Here is a 19,152-nt window from a genome sequence, read left to right as displayed (position 1 = left end):
TGAAGGTTCAATATTGGATATTTCCCATTAGCATTTCATCCCATGCTTGAAACTGATATCCTTTGGACTTGTTTATTTACATAAAAAGAGTGACTGTTTATGTCTGAAGTAAAATTTGACACTGTAGAGCAAAAAGCAAGCTACGGTATCGGTCTACAAATGGGCCAACAACTTGCGGGTAGTGGTCTAGAAGGACTTAACGTTGACGCCATCGCCGCAGGTATCGCAACCGCATTAGTAGGCGACATGCCATCAATTGAAATTGATGAAATCAATAATGCACTGCAAGAGTTGCACATGCGTGCAGAATCTCTGCGCCAAGAAGCTGCCAAAGCAGCCGCAGCCGACGGTGAAGTATTCTTAACAGATAACGCACTACGCCCTGAAGTGACCGTGCTTGAATCTGGTCTACAGTACGAAATTCTTACAGAAGGTACGGGGGATATCCCGACATCTGACAAGCAAGTACGTGTTCATTACCACGGTGAATTGACTGACGGTACCGTATTTGATAGCTCTGTATCTCGCGGTCAACCAGCTGAATTCCCAGTAACAGGTGTAATCAAAGGTTGGGTAGAAGCACTACAACTGATGCCTGTGGGTTCAAAATGGAAACTCTATATTCCACAAGATCTTGCCTACGGTGAGCGTGGCGCTGGCGCTGCAATTCCTCCTTTTGCAGCTCTAGTATTTGAAGTAGAGCTACTCGATATTCTATAAATAGAATTGATAGTGAGAAGGTTGGCATTCGCTGACCTTTTTTTATTAGTATTTCTTACTTAGCATCTATCAAAAACGACACTACGCATAATTATCTGGTTAGCCTGTGTTCAAAGATAAAATCTACGCATACAAAAAAGCCGAGTATTACTACTCGGCTTTTTTAATTATACGAACTGATTACTCAGCAGCAGCTTCTACAGCTACTTCTGGGCGATCGACAAGCTCAATGTATGCCATTGGAGCTTTATCACCAGTACGGAAACCGCACTTTAGGATACGTGTGTAGCCGCCTTGGCGAGCTGCAAAACGTGGACCTAGTTCGTTAAATAGTTTTGCCACAACTTCGTTATCACGAGTGCGAGCAAATGCTAGACGACGGTTTGCAACACTGTCAGTCTTAGCTAGTGTAATCAAAGGCTCAACGACGCGACGTAGCTCTTTTGCTTTTGGCAAAGTAGTCTTGATAACTTCATGACGTACTAGAGAGCTAGCCATGTTGCTGAACATCGCTTTGCGATGACTGCTGTTGCGGTTGAGTTGACGACCACTCTTACGATGGCGCATGACCTAATCCTTCTAACTAGTATCGATTAATCTTCAGCGATAGACGCTGGCGGCCAGTTCTCTAGGCGCATGCCCAAAGATAGACCACGTGATGCAAGCACGTCTTTAATCTCTGTAAGAGATTTCTTACCAAGGTTTGGCGTTTTAAGTAGCTCAACCTCAGTGCGCTGTACTAGATCACCGATGTAGTGAATCGCTTCTGCTTTCAAACAGTTAGCAGAGCGAACTGTTAGTTCAAGATCGTCTACAGGACGCAGTAGGATTGGATCGAATTCTGGCTTCTCTTCCTTCTCCTCAGGTACACGTACATCACGAAGATCTACGAACGCATCCAATTGTTCAGCAAGAATAGTTGCTGCACGACGGATTGCTTCCTCAGGTTCTAGAGTACCGTTCGTTTCCATATCGATAACGAGCTTATCTAAATCAGTACGTTGTTCTACGCGAGCGGCTTCCACAGAGTAGGCAATTTTGTCTACTGGGCTGTAAGTAGCATCTACAAGTAGACGACCGATTGGACGCTCATCTTCTTCAGTATGGATACGAGCTGAAGCTGGAACATAACCACGACCACGTTCTACTTTGATACGCATAGCGATCTCAGCGTTGTCATCCGTTAGATGACAAATCACGTGCTCAGGGTTAGTGATCTCTACATCACCATCATGGGTGATGTCACCTGCAACAACAGGGCCCGAGCCTGATTTGTTCAGCGTAATGAACACTTCATCTTTGCCTTCGGCAACGCGAACAGCCAAACCTTTTAGGTTCAGAAGGATCTCAAGGATATCTTCTTGAATGCCTTCTTTGGTGCTGTACTCGTGTAGTACGCCTTCAATCTCCACTTCAGTTACAGCACAACCTGGCATTGAAGATAGAAGAATACGGCGAAGTGCATTACCCAGAGTATGGCCGAAACCACGCTCTAACGGCTCAAGAGTTACTTTTGCGTGTGTCGTGCTAATCTGTTCGATATCAACAAGACGTGGCTTAAGAAATTCTGTTACAGAACCCTGCATTGTGTCCTCTCTTTAGTTTAACCTTACTTAGAGTAAAGCTCGACGATCAATTGTTCGTTGATGTCAGCTGACAGGTCAGAACGCTCAGGCATACGCTTGAATGTACCTTCCATTTGGCCGCCATCTACTTCAATCCAAGTTGGTTTTTCGCGTTGTTCAGCAACTTCTAGAGCTGCTTTAATGCGAGATTGCTTTTTAGCTTTCTCACGGATTGCAACAACGTCGTTAACCGCAACATTGAAAGAAGGAACGTTTACAACTTTACCGTTAACTAGGATAGCTTTGTGGCTTACTAGCTGACGTGCTTCTGCGCGAGTAGCGCCAAAGCCCATGCGGTAAACTACGTTATCAAGACGACCTTCAAGAAGCTGAAGTAGGTTTTCACCAGTATTGCCTTTAAGACGTGCAGCTTCTTTGTAGTAGTTACGGAATTGTTTTTCTAGAACGCCATAAATACGACGAACTTTTTGCTTCTCACGAAGCTGAACACCGTACTCAGATAGACGACCGCGACGAGCGCCGTGTACACCTGGTGCGTTGTCAATTTTACACTTGGTATCAATCGCACGAATGCCTGACTTAAGGAACAAGTCAGTACCTTCGCGGCGGCTAAGCTTCAGCTTAGGACCCAAATATCTTGCCATGATCTTTCTCCAATCTTCCTAGAAACGTTATACGCGGCGTTTCTTAGGTGGACGACAACCGTTATGAGGGATTGGTGTCGCATCAACAATGTTAGTGATACGGAAACCAGCAGCGTTCAGTGCGCGAACAGTTGATTCACGACCTGGACCTGGACCCTTAACCATAACCTCTAGGTTCTTAAGGCCGTATTCTTTAGCCATTTCAGCACAACGCTCAGCAGCAACCTGTGCAGCGAACGGAGTAGACTTACGAGAACCGCGGAAACCAGAACCACCAGCAGTTGCCCAAGCTAGAGCATTACCTTGACGGTCTGTGATAGTTACGATTGTGTTATTGAAAGATGCATGGATGTGCGCTACGCCATCAGCAACTTGCTTGCGTACACGCTTACGTGCGCGAGTTGGTTGTTTTGCCATTGTACTCTATACCCTTCCGACTATTTCTTGATCGGTTTACGCGGACCCTTACGGGTACGAGCGTTGGTTTTAGTACGCTGTCCACGTAGTGGTAGACTGCGACGATGACGAAGACCACGGTAACAGCCAAGGTCCATAAGACGCTTGATGTTCATGGAAACTTCACGACGAAGATCACCCTCTACAGTGTATTTAGCTACACCATCACGCAGTAGATCGATCTGCTCTTCAGTTAGTTCACTGATCTTAACACTTTCAGCAATACCCAAATCAGCTAAGATAGCTTTCGAACGGGTCTTACCGATGCCGTAGATTGCAGTTAATGCAATTACAGCATGCTTCTGATCAGGAATGTTAATGCCTGCTATACGGGCCACTATTCACTCCTAGTACTTATATAAGAAATTATCCGCAGCAAAGCCCGTCGAGGATACGCTGCGGCATACTACTTCTTTTGCACACAAAAGGTAGGCCGAGGAATATACTCGACCGACCTTTATATTTCAAGTAAAAATTTCTGCTAATTAGCCTTGGCGCTGCTTGTGCTTTGGCTCACTGCAAATCACGCGAACGACACCGTTACGCTTGATTACTTTACAGTTACGACAGATTTTTTTAACGGAAGCACGAACTTTCATTGCTAAACTCCGTAAGTGAAATCTGAATTAACGGCCGTAGCCCTTCAGATTTGCTTTTTTCAACACAGAATCATACTGTTGGGACATCATATGAGTCTGTACCTGTGCCATAAAGTCCATAATCACAACCACTACGATAAGTAGTGATGTGCCGCCGAAGTAGAAACGTACGTTCCACGCGACCATCATGAACTCGGGAATCAGACAGATAAAGGTAATATAGAGAGCACCCGCTAAGGTTAGTCTGGTCATTACTTTATCAATGTATCTCGCTGTCTGCTCACCTGGGCGGATGCCGGGTACGAACGCACCGGACTTCTTCAAGTTATCCGCTGTTTCACGAGGGTTAAACACCAACGCTGTGTAAAAGAAACAGAAGAAAATAATCGCTGCTGCATAAAGCATAACGTACAGAGGTTGACCAGGGCTAAGAGCCAAAGACACATCAGTTAACCAACCGAATGTGCTGCTCTCACCATTTTGACCAAACCACTGAGCTAATGTTCCTGGGAACAAAATAATACTCGATGCAAAAATTGCAGGTATTACACCCGCCATATTAATTTTCAATGGCAGGTGAGTACTTTGCGCTGCAAACACTTTACGACCTTGTTGACGCTTTGCATAGTTAACGACAATACGACGCTGACCACGCTCCATGAAAACAACGAAATAAATTACAGCAAAAGAAAGTACCGCAATTAACAACAGAAGAAGCACATGCAATTCACCTTGACGCGCTTGCTCAATCGTTTGTCCGATTGCCGAAGGCAATCCAGCAACAATACCTGCAAAAATCAAAATGGAAATACCATTTCCTATTCCACGCTCAGTAATTTGTTCACCTAACCACATTAAGAACATGGTGCCAGTTACTAAACTCACGGTAGCAATCAGGGTAAACATGGTTTGGTCGATAACAACCAGATTGTTGACCATGTTTGGTAAGCCTGTTGCGATACCAATAGCTTGGAATATTGCAAGTACAAGCGTGCCATAACGCGTATATTGGCTAATCTTACGACGCCCTGCCTCACCCTCTTTCTTGAGTTCGGCTAACGCTGGATGAACTACAGTTAGCAATTGGACAACAATTGACGCCGAAATATACGGCATGATGCCCAATGCTAAGATAGATGCACGCGAAAGAGCACCACCGGAGAACATGTTAAACATTTCAACGATGGTACCTTTTTGCTGTTCGAACAAATCGGCAAGTACAGCTGCGTCAATACCAGGAATCGGCACAAAAGAACCGGCTCGGAATACTAAAAGTGCACCAATTACGAATAATAAGCGCGACTTTAGCTCACTTAAGCCGCTCTGAGCACTACGAAAATCTTGTCCTGGTTTCTTAGCCATCTGTACCTCGTTCCTCGAGATTATTCCTCGATTTTACCGCCTGCAGCTTCGATTGCAGCTTTAGCGCCTTTAGTCACGCGAAGACCTTTCACAGTCACTGCTTTGCTAATCTCACCAGAAAGAACAACTTTAACATTTTCGATGTTCTTAGTGATTAGGTTAGCTGCTTTCAAGCTGTTTAGATCGACCACGTCACCCGTAACTTTCGCTAGCTCAGCTAGACGAATTTCAGCAGACACTAGGCTCTTACGAGAAGTGAAACCGAATTTAGGTAGACGTTGTTTTAGAGGCATTTGACCGCCTTCAAAACCTGGACGAACTGTACCGCCAGAACGTGACTTTTGACCTTTGTGACCGCGGCCACCTGTTTTACCAAGGCCAGAACCGATACCACGGCCTAGACGCTTAGGAGCGTGCTTAGAACCAGCAGCCGGTGATAGAGTATTCAAACGCATTCTGATTACTCCTCAACTTTAACCATGTAGTAAACCTTGTTGATCATACCGCGTACACACGGTGTATCTTCAAGTTCTACTGTATGGTTGATACGACGAAGGCCTAGACCACGCAAAGTAGCTTTGTGCTTTGGTAGACGACCAATTGAGCTTTTAGTTTGAGTTACTTTAATAGTTGCCATGGTGCTTACTCCGAAATCGCTTCAACAGTGAGACCACGTTTAGCTGCAACCATTTCTGGTGACTTCACATCTACTAGACCAGCAACTGTTGCACGAACAACGTTGATTGGGTTAGTAGAACCGTACGCTTTCGCAAGTACGTTATGTACACCGGCAACTTCTAGTACAGCACGCATCGCACCACCGGCGATAACACCTGTACCTTCTGCAGCTGGCTGCATGTAAACTTTAGAGCCCGAGTGACGACCTTTCACCGCGTGGTGAAGAGTGCCTTCGTTAAGAGCGATAGTAACCATGTTACGACGCGCTTTTTCCATTGCTTTTTGAATCGCTGCAGGTACTTCACGAGCTTTGCCGTATCCGAAACCTACGCGACCATTACCGTCACCAACTACAGTTAGTGCAGTAAAGCTCATGATTCGACCACCTTTAACCGTTTTAGAAACACGGTTAACTGCGATTAATTTTTCTTGCAAATCACTAGCTTGTTGTTGTTCTTTAGCCATCTTCCAACCCTACCTTAGAATTTCAGACCAGCTTCGCGAGCAGATTCTGCTAGCGCCGCTACTCGACCGTGGTATTGGAAACCAGAACGATCAAACGCAACAGCTGATACGCCTTTTTCAAGAGCGCGTTCTGCAATAGCTTTACCTACCGCTTTAGCTGCGTCTACGTTACCGGTGTTCTTAACTAGCTCACGGATCGCTTTTTCTACAGTAGAAGCTGCTGCGATAACCTCAGAGCCGTTTGATGCGATAACCTGAGCGTACACGTGACGAGGAGTACGGTGTACTACTAGGCGAGTTGCACCCAGTTCAGCAATCTTACGACGTGCGCGTGTAGCACGACGGATGCGAGATGCTTTCTTATCCATAGTGTTACCTTACTTCTTCTTAGCTTCTTTACTACGCACATTTTCATCTGCGTAACGGACGCCTTTACCTTTATAAGGTTCTGGCTCACGGTAAGAACGGATGTCAGCCGCAACTTGACCCACTACTTGCTTATCGCAACCAGTTAGGACAATTTCAGTTTGGCTAGGACATTCAGCATTGATACCCGCTGGTAGTTCATGCTCTACAGGGTGTGAGAAGCCTAAAGTAAGACTTACTGAGTTGCCTTTAATAGCAGCACGGTAACCAACACCTTTAAGAACAAGCTTCTTAGTAAAGCCTGCAGTAACACCAACAACCATGTTGTTTACTAGTGCACGAGCAGTACCTGCTTGTGCCCAAGCGTTAGCAACACCTTCACGAGGACCGAAAGTAAGGTTGTTTTCTTCCTGTGCAATAACTACGCCTTTATTCAGGACGCGAGTCAGCTCACCTTTACCACCTTTTACAGTGATTTCTTGGCCGTTTAGTTTCACCTCTACGCCAGCTGGAATAGCGACAGGTGCTTTAGCAACACGAGACATATCCTACTCCTTACGCTACGTAGCAAATGATTTCACCGCCAAGACCTGCTTTGCGAGCAGCACGGTCAGACATCAGACCCTTGGAAGTGGACACCACAGCAACACCCATACCGCCCATCACTGTTGGTAACGCGTCTTTTTTCTTATAAACGCGTAGACCAGGACGTGAAACACGTTGGATTTGCTCGATTACTGGTTTAGCTTGGAAGTACTTAAGAGTAACTTCTAGCTCAGGTTTTACTTCGCCTTCAACAGCGAAATCTGCGATATAACCTTCAGCTTTTAGCAGTGCAGCAATTGCAACTTTAAGCTTTGAAGAAGGCATTTTTACAGCAACTTTATTTGCTGCCTGACCGTTACGAATGCGGGTCAGCATATCCGAAATCGGATCTTGCATGCTCATAAGATTTACTCCAAATGATTAAGTGGCAATTACCAGCTAGCCTTACGAAGTCCAGGAATCTCGCCTTTCATGCAAGCTTCGCGAACTTTGATGCGGCTTAGACCGAACTTACGTAGGAAACCGTGTGGACGACCAGTTTGGTTGCAACGGTTGCGCTGACGTGAAGCACTTGAATCACGTGGAAGAGCTTGCAGTTTAAGAACTGCGTTCCAACGATCTTCTTCAGATGCGTTTACATCGCTGATGGTAGCTTTTAGCATTGCACGCTTTTCTGCGAACTTAGCTACTAGCTTTGCACGTTTTACTTCACGTGCTTTCATTGATTGTTTAGCCATAACAGTAACCCTTCACCTTACTTACGGAATGGGAAGTTAAAGGCAGCCAGCAGAGCACGGCCTTCCTCATCGGTACCAGCAGAAGTCGTGATAGTGATATCAAGACCGCGTACACGATCGACTTTATCGTAGTCGATTTCTGGGAAGATGATTTGCTCGCGAACGCCCATGCTGTAGTTACCGCGTCCGTCAAAAGACTTAGCGCTAACACCACGGAAGTCACGTACACGTGGAAGTGCAATAGAGATTAAACGCTCTAAAAAATCCCACATACGTTCGCCACGCAAGGTTACTTTACAACCAATTGGGTAGCCTTCACGAATTTTGAAACCTGCAACAGATTTACGAGCTTTAGTGATCAGTGGTTTTTGACCAGAGATCGTAGCCATATCAGCTGCTGCATTTTCTAATAGTTTCTTATCGTTGATAGCTTCACCAACGCCCATGTTTAGGGTGATTTTATCAATCCTAGGGACTTGCATGACGCTTGTGTAACCGAACTGTTTGGTCAGTTCAGTCACTACAGACGACTTGTAGTAATCATGCAGTTTCGCCATAGTAGAACTCCAAATTACTTCTAATTAGTTAGAAACGATTTCACCGTTAGATTTGAAGAAACGAACTTTTTTGCCGTCTTCAAAACGGAAACCGATACGGTCCGCTTTACCAGTTGCTGCGTTAAAGATTGCAACGTTAGAAGCATCAATAGCTGCTTCTTGCTCAACGATGCCACCTTGTTGACCTAGAGCCGGAACCGGCTTTTGGTGTTTCTTAACAAGGTTGATACCTTCAACGATAACTTTACCAGTTACGAGAACCTTAGTTACTTTACCTTTCTTGCCTTTATCTTTACCAGCAAGAACGATTACTTCGTCATTACGACGGATTTTAGCTGCCATGTGTGCCGCTCCTTACAGAACTTCAGGTGCTAGTGACACGATTTTCATAAATTTCGCATTGCGAAGTTCACGAGTCACTGGACCAAAGATACGTGTACCGATAGGTTGCTCTGTATTATTGTTCAACAATACGCAAGCATTACGGTCGAAGCGAATGACAGAACCGTCTGGACGACGTACGCCTTTACGGGTGCGAACTACCACCGCCTTCAGTACATCACCTTTTTTAACTTTACCGCGAGGAATTGCTTCCTTCACTGTAACTTTGATGATGTCACCGATATGTGCATAACGGCGGTGAGAGCCACCCAGAACCTTAATACACATTACCTTGCGCGCGCCTGAGTTATCAGCTGCATCAAGTGTACTTTGCATTTGGATCATTGTTAGTGCTCCGCTAAATATTAAAACTAGACCCTCTCGGGTCGGGCTGCCTCTTTAAAAGGGACGCGAATTGTACCACCCTTTCCTAAGATTGGGTAGACAAAAAATAAACGGCTCCAAAAAAACTTTGGAGCCGTTTAAAATCATAGAATAACGATGATTACATCTTCGCTTTTTCTATAACTTTAACCAATGTCCAAGACTTAGTCTTAGACAGAGGACGACACTCACGAATCTCAACGGTATCGCCTAGGCCACACTCGTTGTTTTCGTCATGTGCGTGTACTTTAGTCGTACGCTTTACGAATTTACCGTAAATTGGGTGTTTCACCATGCGCTCGATAGCAACAGTGATAGATTTATCCATCTTGTCACTAACAACACGACCTAGTTGAGTACGAATTTTGTCGCTCATTATTCGCCTGCCTTCTCAGTCAAAACAGTTTTAACGCGTGCGATATCACGGCGTACAGCTTTCAAAGTATGAGTTTGCTGTAGTTGACCAGTTGCAGCTTGCATGCGCAAGTTGAACTGTTCACGTAGCAAATTCAGTAGCTCAGCGTTAAGCTCTTCAGCGCTTTTTGCGCGTAGATCTAGTGCTTTCATCACATCACCTGTTTAATTACGAATGTAGTTTTGAATGGCAGTTTACGAGCCGCTAGGCGGAACGCTTCACGTGCCAATTCTTCAGGTACACCGTCCATTTCGTACATAACCTTACCAGGTTGGATTTGGGCTACCCAGTACTCAACGTTACCTTTACCCTTACCTTGACGAACTTCTAGTGGTTTTTCAGTGATTGGCTTATCTGGGAACACACGGATCCAGATTTTACCTTGACGCTTAACGTGACGTGTCATTGCACGACGTGCCGCTTCGATCTGACGAGCAGTTAGACGACCACGTCCAACGGCTTTAAGACCAAATGTACCGAAGCTTACGTCAGTACCTTTAGCTAGACCGCGGTTGCGACCAGTATGAACCTTACGGAACTTAGTGCGTTTAGGTTGTAGCATCAGTCGACTCCTTACTTACGGCCTTTACGCTGCTTCTTAGGCTTGTCAGCCTTTGGCTCAACAGCGTTTGCAGCTGGCATACCACCAAGGATTTCACCCTTGAAGATCCAAACTTTAACGCCGATCACACCGTATTGAGTGTGAGCCGAAGAAGTTGCGTAATCAATGTCAGCACGTAGAGTGTGTAGAGGCACACGGCCTTCACGGTACCACTCAGAACGTGCAATTTCAGCGCCGCCAAGACGACCGCTTACTTCCACTTTGATACCTTTAGCGCCTAGACGCATAGCATTTTGTACCGCACGCTTCATAGCACGACGGAACATAACGCGACGCTCTAGTTGAGACGCGATGCTATCAGCCACTAATTGGCCGTCTAGCTCAGGCTTACGTACTTCAGCGATGTTAATTTGCGCTGGTACACCTGCAATTTTAGCTACAGCTGCGCGTAGCTTCTCAACGTCTTCACCTTTCTTACCGATAACAACGCCTGGGCGAGCAGTGTGGATAGTCACACGAATGCTCTTAGCAGGACGCTCGATAACGATGCGTGATAGAGACGCTTTTGAAAGTTCCTTAGTAAGGAACTGACGTACCTTGAAGTCGCCGTCTAGGTTGTCAGCGAAATCTTTGGTGTTAGCAAACCATGTAGCATTCCAAGGCTTAACGATGCCAAGACGAATACCATTAGGATGTACTTTCTGACCCATTGCTTACTCTCCTAGTCTCTTAGCGGTCTGCTACAACAACAGTGATGTGGCTTGAACGCTTCAAGATACGATCCGCACGGCCTTTTGCACGAGGCATAATACGCTTCATGACCGGGCCCTCATCTACGAAGATTTTAGCGACATTAAGATCGTCGATATCTGCACCTTCGTTGTGTTCTGCGTTAGCGATAGCTGACTCTAGAACTTTCTTAACTAATACAGCCGCTTTTTTGTTGCTGAAAGTTAGGATTTCAAGAGCCTGATCCACAGATTTACCACGGATTAGATCTGCAACTAAGCGAGCTTTCTGAGGAGAAATGCGAGCAAAGTTATGTTTAGCAATAGCTTCCATCATTTACTCCTTAGCGCTTCTTAGCTTTCTTATCCGCAGCGTGACCACGGTAAGTACGAGTTGGTGCGAATTCGCCCAGTTTGTGACCGATCATTTCATCAGTGACAAATACTGGAACGTGCTGACGACCATTATGGACAGCGATGGTCAAACCAATCATTGATGGAATGATCATTGAACGACGGGACCAAGTCTTAATAGGCTTTTTGTCTCCGCTTTCCACCGCTTTCTCTACCTTCTTCAGCAAGTGTAGGTCAATAAATGGACCTTTCTTGAGAGAACGTGGCATGGCTTATCCTCTTATATAGATTACTTATTACGACGACGTACGATGTACTTGTCGGTGCGTTTGTTGCTACGAGTCTTGAAGCCCTTAGTAGGCATACCCCAAGGAGATACTGGGTGACGACCACCAGAAGTGCGGCCTTCACCACCACCGTGTGGGTGGTCAACCGGGTTCATTACTACACCACGTACAGTTGGACGTACGCCGCGCCAGCGTGAAGCACCAGCTTTACCTAGTTCACGTAGCATGTGCTCAGAGTTACCAACTTCACCGATTGTTGCACGGCCTTCAGAAAGTACTTTGCGCATTTCACCAGAACGTAGGCGGATAGTTGCATAAGTACCGTCGCGAGCGACAAGTTGAGCATATGCACCAGCCGAACGAGCTAGCTGTGCACCTTTACCAGGCTTAAGTTCAACACAGTGAATAGTAGAACCCACTGGGATGTTGCGCATTGGCAGAGTGTTACCTGCTTTAATTGGCGCATCAACACCAGACTGGATTGTATCACCAGCTTGAACACCTTTAGGTGCGATAATGTAACGACGCTCGCCGTCTGCGTACAGAACTAGAGCGATATTTGCGCTACGGTTTGGATCGTATTCTAGACGCTCAACTTTCGCTGGGATGCCATCTTTAGTACGTTTGAAGTCAACCAAACGATAGTGTTGCTTATGACCACCACCGATATGACGTACTGTGATACGACCGTTGTTGTTACGACCACCATTCTTAGAGTTTTTCTCTAGAAGAGGTGCGTATGGCTTACCCTTGTGTAGGTCAGCGTTAACAACTTTAACGACGTGACGACGACCAGGGGAAGTCGGCTTACATTTAACAATAGCCATTATTCAACTACTCCTGTTATTCCGCGCCGCCAACAAAGTCAAGATCTTGACCTTCTTTCAAAGTCACATACGCTTTTTTAACGTCGCTGCGGCGACCTTGGCGTAGACCTTGACGTTTGGTCTTACCCTTAGTGATAAGAGTATTTACAGACTTAACTTCAACTTCAAATAGCTTTTCTACAGCTGCTTTGATCTCTTTCTTAGTTGCATCTTTTGCTACTTTGAAAACGATAGTGTTCGCTTTCTCAGCAGTCATAGTTGCTTTTTCAGAGATGTGCGGTGCACGTAGAACTTTTAGTAGACGCTCTTCACTGATCATGCCAGCATCTCCTCAACTTGCTTAACTGCTTCTGCAGTCATTAGAACCTTGTCAAACGCAATTAGGCTAACTGGGTCAAGACCCGCTACGTCACGTGCGTCAACTTTATATAGGTTGCGAGCAGCTAAGAATAGATTCTCGTCTACTTCGCCAGTAACGATGAGTACATCGTTAAGCTCAAGTTCTTTAAGCTTAGCTAATAGCTCTTTAGTTTTTGGTGCTTCTACTGAGAAGTTATCAACAACGATTAAACGCTCTTGACGAACTAGTTCAGAAAGAATGCTCTTCATAGCACCGCGGTACATTTTTTTGTTTACTTTTTGGCTGTGATCTTGTGGTTTCGCAGCAAAAGTAACACCACCTGTACGCCAGATTGGGCTACGAATTGTACCAGCACGTGCACGGCCAGTACCTTTTTGACGCCATGGCTTAGCGCCACCGCCAGAAACTTCTGAACGTGTCTTTTGAGCACGAGTACCTTGACGAGCACCTGCTGCATACGCAACAACTACTTGATGTACAAGGGCTTCGTTGAACTCACGTCCGAAAGTAGTTTCGGAAACAGTTAGTGCGTTAGCACCTTTAACCATCAATTCCATTACTTACTCCTAGACGTTATGCTTTAATAGCTGGTTTGACGATCACGTTAGCGCCAGTTGCACCTGGTACTGCACCTTTAATAAGAAGCAGATTGCGCTCAGCGTCAACACGTACGATCTCTAGGTTTTGAGTCGTTACACGCTCAGCACCCATGTGACCTGCCATTTTTTTGCCTTTGAACACGCGACCTGGAGTTTGACATTGGCCAATTGAACCCGGTGCACGGTGAGACAAAGAGTTACCGTGAGTCATATCTTGGGTACGGAAATTCCAGCGCTTAACAGCACCTTGGAAACCTTTACCTTTAGATGTACCAGTAACGTCTACTTTTTTAACTTCGTTGAAAAGTTCTACATTTAGCTCAGTGCCAACTTCAAACTCTTCGCCGTTTTCTAAACGGAATTCCCAAAGACCGCGACCAGCTTCTACACCTGCTTTCGCAAAGTGACCAGCTTCTGGTTTAGTTACACGGTTGGCTTTCTTAGTACCAGTAGTTACCTGGATTGCTGCATAGCCGTCAGTCTCAAGAGTTTTCACTTGAGAAATACGGTTTGCTTCAACCTCAACAACAGTTACTGGGATAGAAACGCCTTCTTCAGTAAATACGCGGGTCATACCCACTTTACGTCCGACTAGACCAATCATTCTTCTAATCTCCCTTAACCTAGGCTGATTTGTACGTCAACGCCAGCAGCTAGATCTAGGCGCATCAGTGCATCAACAGTTTTATCTGTTGGCTCAACGATGTCGATTAGACGTTTGTGAGTACGAATTTCGTACTGATCACGAGCATCTTTGTTGACGTGTGGAGAGATAAGAACAGTGAAACGCTCTTTACGAGTAGGAAGTGGAATAGGACCACGAACCTGTGCGCCGGTACGCTTAGCTGTTTCAACGATTTCCGCTGTAGAAGCATCGATTAGTTTGTAATCGAACGCTTTTAGGCGGATACGGATACGTTGGTTCTGCATGAGACAGAGCTCCAATAATTAAAAATTACACAAACAATATCGCCACTCAAACTCGTTAAAACGAGAGAATGCCGATTGATTTATGTGAAACCGTAGTGCCAAAATTAGGCACATTGTCAGTTAATTTTCGATTAACTTTAATCTATTACTAAACGCAACAGAGCTAATTGTATTAACTGCGAACATAAGCTGAGTATACGTTACTAAACTAACAGCTAGGTCAGTTTACTCCTCACTGCTCATTGGTTCACAACTGGATTTAACCAGTGCGGTGCATTATACAGATCACCATTACACATGCAAGCGCTGTGTAGAAATTAAACTTATAAACTATCTATTTCTTCTTTCACTGAGGAAGTATAGAAGGGATAGAAAGATGAGGTGAGCACTCACGACCCTATCCTTTTATCCCTGATGCACAATTATACAGCTTGGCGCTGTCTCACTGCTTCAAACAGACAGATCCCAGCCGCTACTGATACGTTTAGGCTAGAAACGGTGCCCGCCATCGGTATTTTGATCAGATCATCGCAGGTTTCGCGCGTTAAACGGCGCATACCATCCCCTTCAGCGCCCATAACAATCGCAAGGGGCCCTGTCAGTTTGGCTTGGTAAATGTCATGCGTCGCCTCACCGGCAGTGCCAACAAACCATACGCCTTGTTCTTGAAGGGCGCGCATGGTACGTGCAAGATTCGTCACTCGTACTAAAGGCACAGTTTCAGCAGCGCCACAAGCGACTTTGCTGACCGTTGCCGTCATTGGTGCTGACTTATCTTTCGGTACGATCACTGCAGCGACCCCGGCAGCATCGGCGTTACGTAAGCATGCGCCGAGATTATGCGGATCGGTAACACCATCCAAAACAAGTAATAGCGGTTGTTCATGCTGTGCGATGATTGCTTCTAAATCATGCTCATTAAGCTGTTTTGCTGGTTTTACACGAGCAATGATGCCCTGATGATTCGCCCCTTGAGCCTTGTCATCCAATGTTTTACGTCCCATCTGTTGAATAGAGACACCGCAATGTTGCAGTTCATTTAACAGTGGAAGCAGGCGATCATCTTGTCGCCCTTTTAGTACAAACGCTTCTATCAATCGCGCTGGATCTTTTTCAAGTACAGCGCTGACCGCGTGAATACCATAAATACATTCGTTACTCATGATTTACCCATTGATCGTTATTTACTAGCACGCGCTTTATTTGCTTTGGCCGCGGGTTTCTTTTTGCGTGCTTTTGTTGTTTTGCTTTTTTTTCGTTCAGGTTTTGAGCCTTCACTACTTTTTTCATCTGGGCGTTTAGTCGCTTCAACTAAAGGAGTTGCCTTTCCTTTACTTGACGTCACCTTCTTGCCACGTGCTTTCTCTCGTGCATCCGTTGCACGTTTCTTCGCTGTCTTGCCTTCTCCGCGCAGCTTACGGCTAGTGCCCACGATTTCAAAGTCAATTTGACGATCATCCAAGTTGACGGATAACACTTTGACTTTAACGGCGTCACCTAAGCGATAGATGTTGCCAAAACTTTCGCCGATCAATCGTTGTCCCACGGGATCAAATTGATAGTAGTCATTCGCTAGCGTTGAAATATGGACCAATCCATCAATGTGCAACTCAGTTAAACGAACGAAGAAACCGAAACCTGTCACGTTGGCTATGACTCCATCAAGCTCTTCGCCTACATGATCTTGCATGTATTCACACTTGAGCCAATCGGATACTTCACGCGTCGCATCATCAGCACGGCGTTCTGTCATTGAACATTGCTGACCATAGAAGTCCATGTCATCAAAAGAGTAGTGATAACCACCTGTGGTTGTCCAACGGTCGGTGTGATTACCCGATTCTTTGGCAATCAAATATTTAATTGCGCGGTGCAATAGGAGATCAGGGTAGCGACGAATAGGTGAAGTAAAGTGCGCATAGCGTTTGAGCGCTAAACCAAAGTGACCACAGTTATCCGCGTTATACACAGCCTGCTTCATGGAACGCAGTAACATGGTTTGGATCAACTCTTTGTCTTGGCGCTCACCAATCTGTTTCATTAAGTTAGCGTAATCGGTTGGCGAAGGCTCTAGCCCACCCGCTAAGTTCAAACCAAGCTCGCCTAAGAAATCCCTAAAACCGGTCAAACGCTCTTCTCCCGGTGATTCATGGATACGGTACAGAGCGGGCTCTTTCGCTTTTTCCACCAGCGATGCTGAAGCAATATTAGCGAGGATCATGCACTCTTCGATTATTTTATGCGCATCATTACGGACAACAGGTTCAATGCTGTCGATTTTACGCTCAGCATTAAAGATAAACTTAGTTTCAATCGTTTCAAATTCGATACCGCCACGCTCATCACGCGCTGCTTTTAGCACCTTATACATCGAATAGAGTTCTTCAAGATGAGGAACCACAGCTTGATAACGTTCGCGTAGCTCTTCATCCCCTTCAAGAATGGCGTGTACTTTGTTGTAAGTTAAACGGGCATGAGAGTTCATCACGGCTTCGTAATGTTTGTAACCCGAAATTTTGCCCGTTGCAGAGACTGTCATCTCGCACACCATGCATAGACGGTCGACTTGTGGATTAAGTGAACAAAGACCGTTCGACAGTACTTCCGGTAGCATAGGGACGACTTGCGATGGGAAGTAAACTGAGTTACCGCGGTTGATCGCTTCTTTATCCAAAGCCGTATCGGGGCGCACATAATAACTTACGTCAGCAATCGCAACCCAGAGACGCCAGCCACCACCTTTTTTGGCTTCGCAATAAACCGCGTCATCAAAGTCACGCGCGTCTTCACCATCAATCGTCACTAAAGGTAATTGACGCAGATCCACGCGCCCTTGCTTCGCCTCTTCTGGAACTTCTTCTCTCAGGTTTTCGACTTGCTTTAATACTTCTTGCGGCCACTCATGAGGGATCTGGTGAGTGCGAATCGCTATTTGTGTCTCCATACCGGGAGCCATATTTTCCCCAAGTACTTCAACAACCCTTCCTGTCATTCCTCTTGCTCTGGCACCGCGATCGGTAATTTCAATCACCACCACGTTCCCCATGCGAGCTCCGCCTTTGTGCTCATTAGGGATCAAGATGTCTTGAGTGATGCGTGAATCATCGGGCACGACATAAGAGTAGCCATTTTCGAGGAAGAAACGCCCAACAAGTTGGGTTTTACGTTCTTCCAAAACTCGGACCAAACGCCCTTCTTTACGGCCTCTTTTATCCGTGCCTGTCGGTTGTACCAGCACGTAGTCGCCATGAATAATGGTACGCATTTGGTGATGAGGTAGCAAAACATCGTTATCTTTGCCAACGCTGCCATCAGGACGAACCCACCCATGACCATCTTTATGTCCGATTACGTGACCTTTGATCATTTCCAGTTTTTCTGGCAATGCATAGCATTGGCGACGAGTAAATACCAATTGGCCATCTCGCTCCATCGCACGCAAACGACGGCGTAGCCCTTCGTATTGCTCTTCACCAGACAAACCCAATGCCTCAAAAAGATCATTACGATTCATCGGTACATTGGCTTCGGTTAGAAATTCGAGGATGAATTCTCGGCTTGGAATTGGATTTTCGTAATTGCTAGATTCTCGATCCGCAAAAGGATCGTTATTGATAATTTCAGACATAGGCAGACCTGCTAAAGCAAGGAGAGATAGCCAGAGTATAACTGACTCACGGCAGAAGCTACAGCAGCGTATTGATTATTATAGGCTAATGCGTTAGAGGAAAAGCGTAGAAATGACTTCGCCCAACCGTGTGGGCGAAATAAGAAAAGCAATAATGAAGGCTACCAAAACGTATCTCTGCGCTTGGCTCGCGCAACCACATTTTGTGGCATTCGCTGCTCTAACCCCTGCCGGAGCATAGAGATCCGAGAATGTATTCTTTGATCGATAGTCACCGAATTATAGAGCCAGCGATAAGCATCTTCATAATCAAGCGGGCTGCCATAATCACGCAGCAAAAGCTCAGCTAGATGGATACGAGCATTAATATTGCCCATCGCAGCGGCTTCACGCAGATAGGGAATAGCTCGCTCTTTATCCTGCTGCACTAAAGTACCACGCGAATAATAACGCCCAAGCTGCTCTAACGCAGCGGGTAAACCTTGATGAGCTGCATTTTCCATATAGTACAAGCCAAGTTCGACATCTTGATCTACACAGACCCCCCACGCTAGCATATCTCCATACAAAAACTCGTAGGAAGGCAGGCTGATGCGAGTAGCACGCGCAACAATATCTTCTACCAATTGGCAGTTGTCGGCCTTGACTTGCTCTAAATGTTTATTTTGCTCAATTAACTTGATTAGTTCAGCTTCGGTGTAAATAGGGACTGGCTCACCCACTTCCGCCACGTTGGCATGACTCAAGGATGAGGTCAGCGCTAAAAACAATGAAGCTGCTACCGTTCGTAGCTTCATACCTGCACTCTTTATGTCTATCGATAGCCTTAAAATTATAGCCTCAGTTTCATCTAGGGCTGGGCTTGATAACTTTATCGACCAGTGCGGCAAACTCTTTAGACAAAATTTGCCGTTATTCGGCCATTTATTGCCACACCAAGGACAAAATATCATCAATACAGGTATAAAAAAACCGGCTCT

At 45.7% G+C, this 19,152-nt stretch carries 32 protein-coding genes; 1 reads left to right on the top strand and 31 read right to left on the bottom strand.

Annotation, left to right across the window (positions count from 1 at the left end; genetic code table 11):
- Positions 1 to 99 precede the first annotated feature (99 nt).
- Positions 100 to 720: an FKBP-type peptidyl-prolyl cis-trans isomerase gene (locus AACT42_RS20810; RefSeq protein WP_010318783.1), complete on the top strand. Its 621-nt coding sequence runs from the start codon at positions 100 to 102 to the stop codon at positions 718 to 720.
- A 180-nt stretch (positions 721 to 900) separates the two neighbouring features.
- Here the strand turns inward: AACT42_RS20810 and rplQ are convergent, their stop codons facing one another.
- The 31 genes from rplQ to motX all read right to left on the bottom strand — a co-directional run bounded on the left by rplQ (position 901) and on the right by motX (position 18,969).
- Complete coding sequence (gene rplQ / locus AACT42_RS20805; RefSeq protein WP_017042856.1) at positions 901 to 1,287, bottom strand: 50S ribosomal protein L17; 387 nt, start codon at positions 1,285 to 1,287, stop codon at positions 901 to 903.
- A 26-nt stretch (positions 1,288 to 1,313) separates the two neighbouring features.
- Positions 1,314 to 2,306, bottom strand: coding sequence for a DNA-directed RNA polymerase subunit alpha (locus tag AACT42_RS20800; protein WP_010318781.1), 993 nt, complete (start codon positions 2,304 to 2,306; stop codon positions 1,314 to 1,316).
- A 23-nt stretch (positions 2,307 to 2,329) separates the two neighbouring features.
- A complete protein-coding gene (rpsD, locus tag AACT42_RS20795) occupies positions 2,330 to 2,950 on the bottom strand; it encodes a 30S ribosomal protein S4 (protein WP_013855928.1) in 621 nt (206 codons plus the stop codon).
- Positions 2,951 to 2,977: 27 nt separating this feature from the next.
- Positions 2,978 to 3,367 (bottom strand): 30S ribosomal protein S11, encoded by a 390-nt coding sequence (gene rpsK, locus AACT42_RS20790; RefSeq protein WP_001118870.1) that lies wholly within the window; start codon positions 3,365 to 3,367, stop codon positions 2,978 to 2,980.
- A gap of 20 nt (positions 3,368 to 3,387) precedes the next feature.
- On the bottom strand, positions 3,388 to 3,744 hold the full coding sequence (gene rpsM / locus AACT42_RS20785) for a 30S ribosomal protein S13 (RefSeq protein ID WP_010318779.1): 357 nt from the start codon (positions 3,742 to 3,744) through the stop codon (positions 3,388 to 3,390).
- Between the two features lie 147 nt (positions 3,745 to 3,891).
- On the bottom strand, positions 3,892 to 4,005 hold the full coding sequence (gene rpmJ, locus AACT42_RS20780; RefSeq protein WP_000868186.1) for a 50S ribosomal protein L36: 114 nt from the start codon (positions 4,003 to 4,005) through the stop codon (positions 3,892 to 3,894).
- 27 nt (positions 4,006 to 4,032) lie between these two features.
- A complete protein-coding gene (secY, locus tag AACT42_RS20775) occupies positions 4,033 to 5,367 on the bottom strand; it encodes a preprotein translocase subunit SecY (RefSeq protein WP_017046739.1) in 1,335 nt (444 codons plus the stop codon).
- A 20-nt stretch (positions 5,368 to 5,387) separates the two neighbouring features.
- Complete coding sequence (gene rplO, locus AACT42_RS20770; RefSeq protein WP_010318777.1) at positions 5,388 to 5,822, bottom strand: 50S ribosomal protein L15; 435 nt, start codon at positions 5,820 to 5,822, stop codon at positions 5,388 to 5,390.
- A 5-nt stretch (positions 5,823 to 5,827) separates the two neighbouring features.
- Complete coding sequence (gene rpmD / locus AACT42_RS20765; protein WP_004398455.1) at positions 5,828 to 6,004, bottom strand: 50S ribosomal protein L30; 177 nt, start codon at positions 6,002 to 6,004, stop codon at positions 5,828 to 5,830.
- A 5-nt stretch (positions 6,005 to 6,009) separates the two neighbouring features.
- Positions 6,010 to 6,510, bottom strand: coding sequence for a 30S ribosomal protein S5 (gene rpsE, locus AACT42_RS20760; protein ID WP_010318775.1), 501 nt, complete (start codon positions 6,508 to 6,510; stop codon positions 6,010 to 6,012).
- Positions 6,511 to 6,524: 14 nt separating this feature from the next.
- On the bottom strand, positions 6,525 to 6,878 hold the full coding sequence (gene rplR, locus AACT42_RS20755) for a 50S ribosomal protein L18 (RefSeq protein WP_013855926.1): 354 nt from the start codon (positions 6,876 to 6,878) through the stop codon (positions 6,525 to 6,527).
- A 9-nt stretch (positions 6,879 to 6,887) separates the two neighbouring features.
- Positions 6,888 to 7,421, bottom strand: a complete 534-nt coding sequence (rplF, locus tag AACT42_RS20750; RefSeq protein WP_010318773.1) for a 50S ribosomal protein L6 — start codon at positions 7,419 to 7,421, stop codon at positions 6,888 to 6,890.
- Positions 7,422 to 7,431: 10 nt separating this feature from the next.
- Complete coding sequence (gene rpsH / locus AACT42_RS20745) at positions 7,432 to 7,824, bottom strand: 30S ribosomal protein S8 (protein ID WP_010318772.1); 393 nt, start codon at positions 7,822 to 7,824, stop codon at positions 7,432 to 7,434.
- A 29-nt stretch (positions 7,825 to 7,853) separates the two neighbouring features.
- Positions 7,854 to 8,159: a 30S ribosomal protein S14 gene (gene rpsN / locus AACT42_RS20740; RefSeq protein WP_010318771.1), complete on the bottom strand. Its 306-nt coding sequence runs from the start codon at positions 8,157 to 8,159 to the stop codon at positions 7,854 to 7,856.
- A gap of 17 nt (positions 8,160 to 8,176) precedes the next feature.
- Positions 8,177 to 8,716: a 50S ribosomal protein L5 gene (gene rplE, locus AACT42_RS20735; protein WP_010318770.1), complete on the bottom strand. Its 540-nt coding sequence runs from the start codon at positions 8,714 to 8,716 to the stop codon at positions 8,177 to 8,179.
- A 24-nt stretch (positions 8,717 to 8,740) separates the two neighbouring features.
- The gene (gene rplX, locus AACT42_RS20730; protein WP_010318769.1) at positions 8,741 to 9,058 is read right to left on the bottom strand and encodes a 50S ribosomal protein L24; all 318 of its coding nucleotides are present in this window, start codon (positions 9,056 to 9,058) and stop codon (positions 8,741 to 8,743) included.
- A gap of 12 nt (positions 9,059 to 9,070) precedes the next feature.
- Positions 9,071 to 9,442: a 50S ribosomal protein L14 gene (rplN, locus tag AACT42_RS20725; RefSeq protein ID WP_010318768.1), complete on the bottom strand. Its 372-nt coding sequence runs from the start codon at positions 9,440 to 9,442 to the stop codon at positions 9,071 to 9,073.
- A 160-nt stretch (positions 9,443 to 9,602) separates the two neighbouring features.
- Positions 9,603 to 9,857 (bottom strand): 30S ribosomal protein S17, encoded by a 255-nt coding sequence (gene rpsQ / locus AACT42_RS20720; RefSeq protein WP_017042852.1) that lies wholly within the window; start codon positions 9,855 to 9,857, stop codon positions 9,603 to 9,605.
- Positions 9,857 to 10,048 carry a 50S ribosomal protein L29 gene (rpmC, locus tag AACT42_RS20715; RefSeq protein ID WP_010318766.1) on the bottom strand — a complete coding sequence of 64 codons (192 nt, stop codon included), beginning with the start codon at positions 10,046 to 10,048 and terminating at the stop codon, positions 9,857 to 9,859. The genes rpsQ and rpmC overlap by 1 nt, the downstream gene beginning before the upstream one ends.
- Complete coding sequence (rplP, locus tag AACT42_RS20710) at positions 10,048 to 10,458, bottom strand: 50S ribosomal protein L16 (protein ID WP_010318765.1); 411 nt, start codon at positions 10,456 to 10,458, stop codon at positions 10,048 to 10,050. Before rplP ends, rpmC begins: the two co-directional genes overlap by 1 nt.
- 11 nt (positions 10,459 to 10,469) lie before the next feature.
- Positions 10,470 to 11,168 (bottom strand): 30S ribosomal protein S3, encoded by a 699-nt coding sequence (gene rpsC, locus AACT42_RS20705; protein WP_010318764.1) that lies wholly within the window; start codon positions 11,166 to 11,168, stop codon positions 10,470 to 10,472.
- Positions 11,169 to 11,187: 19 nt separating this feature from the next.
- Positions 11,188 to 11,520, bottom strand: coding sequence for a 50S ribosomal protein L22 (gene rplV, locus AACT42_RS20700; protein WP_026027327.1), 333 nt, complete (start codon positions 11,518 to 11,520; stop codon positions 11,188 to 11,190).
- Positions 11,521 to 11,530: 10 nt separating this feature from the next.
- On the bottom strand, positions 11,531 to 11,809 hold the full coding sequence (gene rpsS / locus AACT42_RS20695; protein WP_010318762.1) for a 30S ribosomal protein S19: 279 nt from the start codon (positions 11,807 to 11,809) through the stop codon (positions 11,531 to 11,533).
- Between the two features lie 20 nt (positions 11,810 to 11,829).
- The gene (rplB, locus tag AACT42_RS20690; RefSeq protein ID WP_013855922.1) at positions 11,830 to 12,654 is read right to left on the bottom strand and encodes a 50S ribosomal protein L2; all 825 of its coding nucleotides are present in this window, start codon (positions 12,652 to 12,654) and stop codon (positions 11,830 to 11,832) included.
- 16 nt (positions 12,655 to 12,670) lie between these two features.
- Positions 12,671 to 12,973, bottom strand: coding sequence for a 50S ribosomal protein L23 (gene rplW / locus AACT42_RS20685; protein ID WP_010318760.1), 303 nt, complete (start codon positions 12,971 to 12,973; stop codon positions 12,671 to 12,673).
- Positions 12,970 to 13,572: a 50S ribosomal protein L4 gene (gene rplD, locus AACT42_RS20680; RefSeq protein WP_010318759.1), complete on the bottom strand. Its 603-nt coding sequence runs from the start codon at positions 13,570 to 13,572 to the stop codon at positions 12,970 to 12,972. The genes rplW and rplD overlap by 4 nt, the downstream gene beginning before the upstream one ends.
- Before the next feature lie 16 nt (positions 13,573 to 13,588).
- Entirely contained in the window at positions 13,589 to 14,218 is a 630-nt protein-coding gene (rplC, locus tag AACT42_RS20675; RefSeq protein WP_013855921.1) for a 50S ribosomal protein L3, read from the bottom strand.
- A gap of 14 nt (positions 14,219 to 14,232) precedes the next feature.
- On the bottom strand, positions 14,233 to 14,544 hold the full coding sequence (gene rpsJ / locus AACT42_RS20670; protein ID WP_001181007.1) for a 30S ribosomal protein S10: 312 nt from the start codon (positions 14,542 to 14,544) through the stop codon (positions 14,233 to 14,235).
- A 422-nt stretch (positions 14,545 to 14,966) separates the two neighbouring features.
- Positions 14,967 to 15,707: a 23S rRNA (guanosine(2251)-2'-O)-methyltransferase RlmB gene (rlmB, locus tag AACT42_RS20665; RefSeq protein ID WP_017042851.1), complete on the bottom strand. Its 741-nt coding sequence runs from the start codon at positions 15,705 to 15,707 to the stop codon at positions 14,967 to 14,969.
- A 17-nt stretch (positions 15,708 to 15,724) separates the two neighbouring features.
- Positions 15,725 to 18,172, bottom strand: a complete 2,448-nt coding sequence (gene rnr, locus AACT42_RS20660) for a ribonuclease R (RefSeq protein WP_017046740.1) — start codon at positions 18,170 to 18,172, stop codon at positions 15,725 to 15,727.
- A 161-nt stretch (positions 18,173 to 18,333) separates the two neighbouring features.
- The gene (motX, locus tag AACT42_RS20655; protein WP_013855917.1) at positions 18,334 to 18,969 is read right to left on the bottom strand and encodes a flagellar protein MotX; all 636 of its coding nucleotides are present in this window, start codon (positions 18,967 to 18,969) and stop codon (positions 18,334 to 18,336) included.
- Positions 18,970 to 19,152 lie beyond the last annotated feature (183 nt).

Origin of the sequence: Vibrio sp. V15_P4S5T153 (genome assembly GCF_963874485.1) — a bacterium.
GTDB classification, from domain to species: domain Bacteria; phylum Pseudomonadota; class Gammaproteobacteria; order Enterobacterales; family Vibrionaceae; genus Vibrio; species Vibrio anguillarum.
The sequence above is the reverse complement of the archived record's forward strand: the minus strand, read 5'-3'. Positions and strand labels throughout refer to the sequence as shown.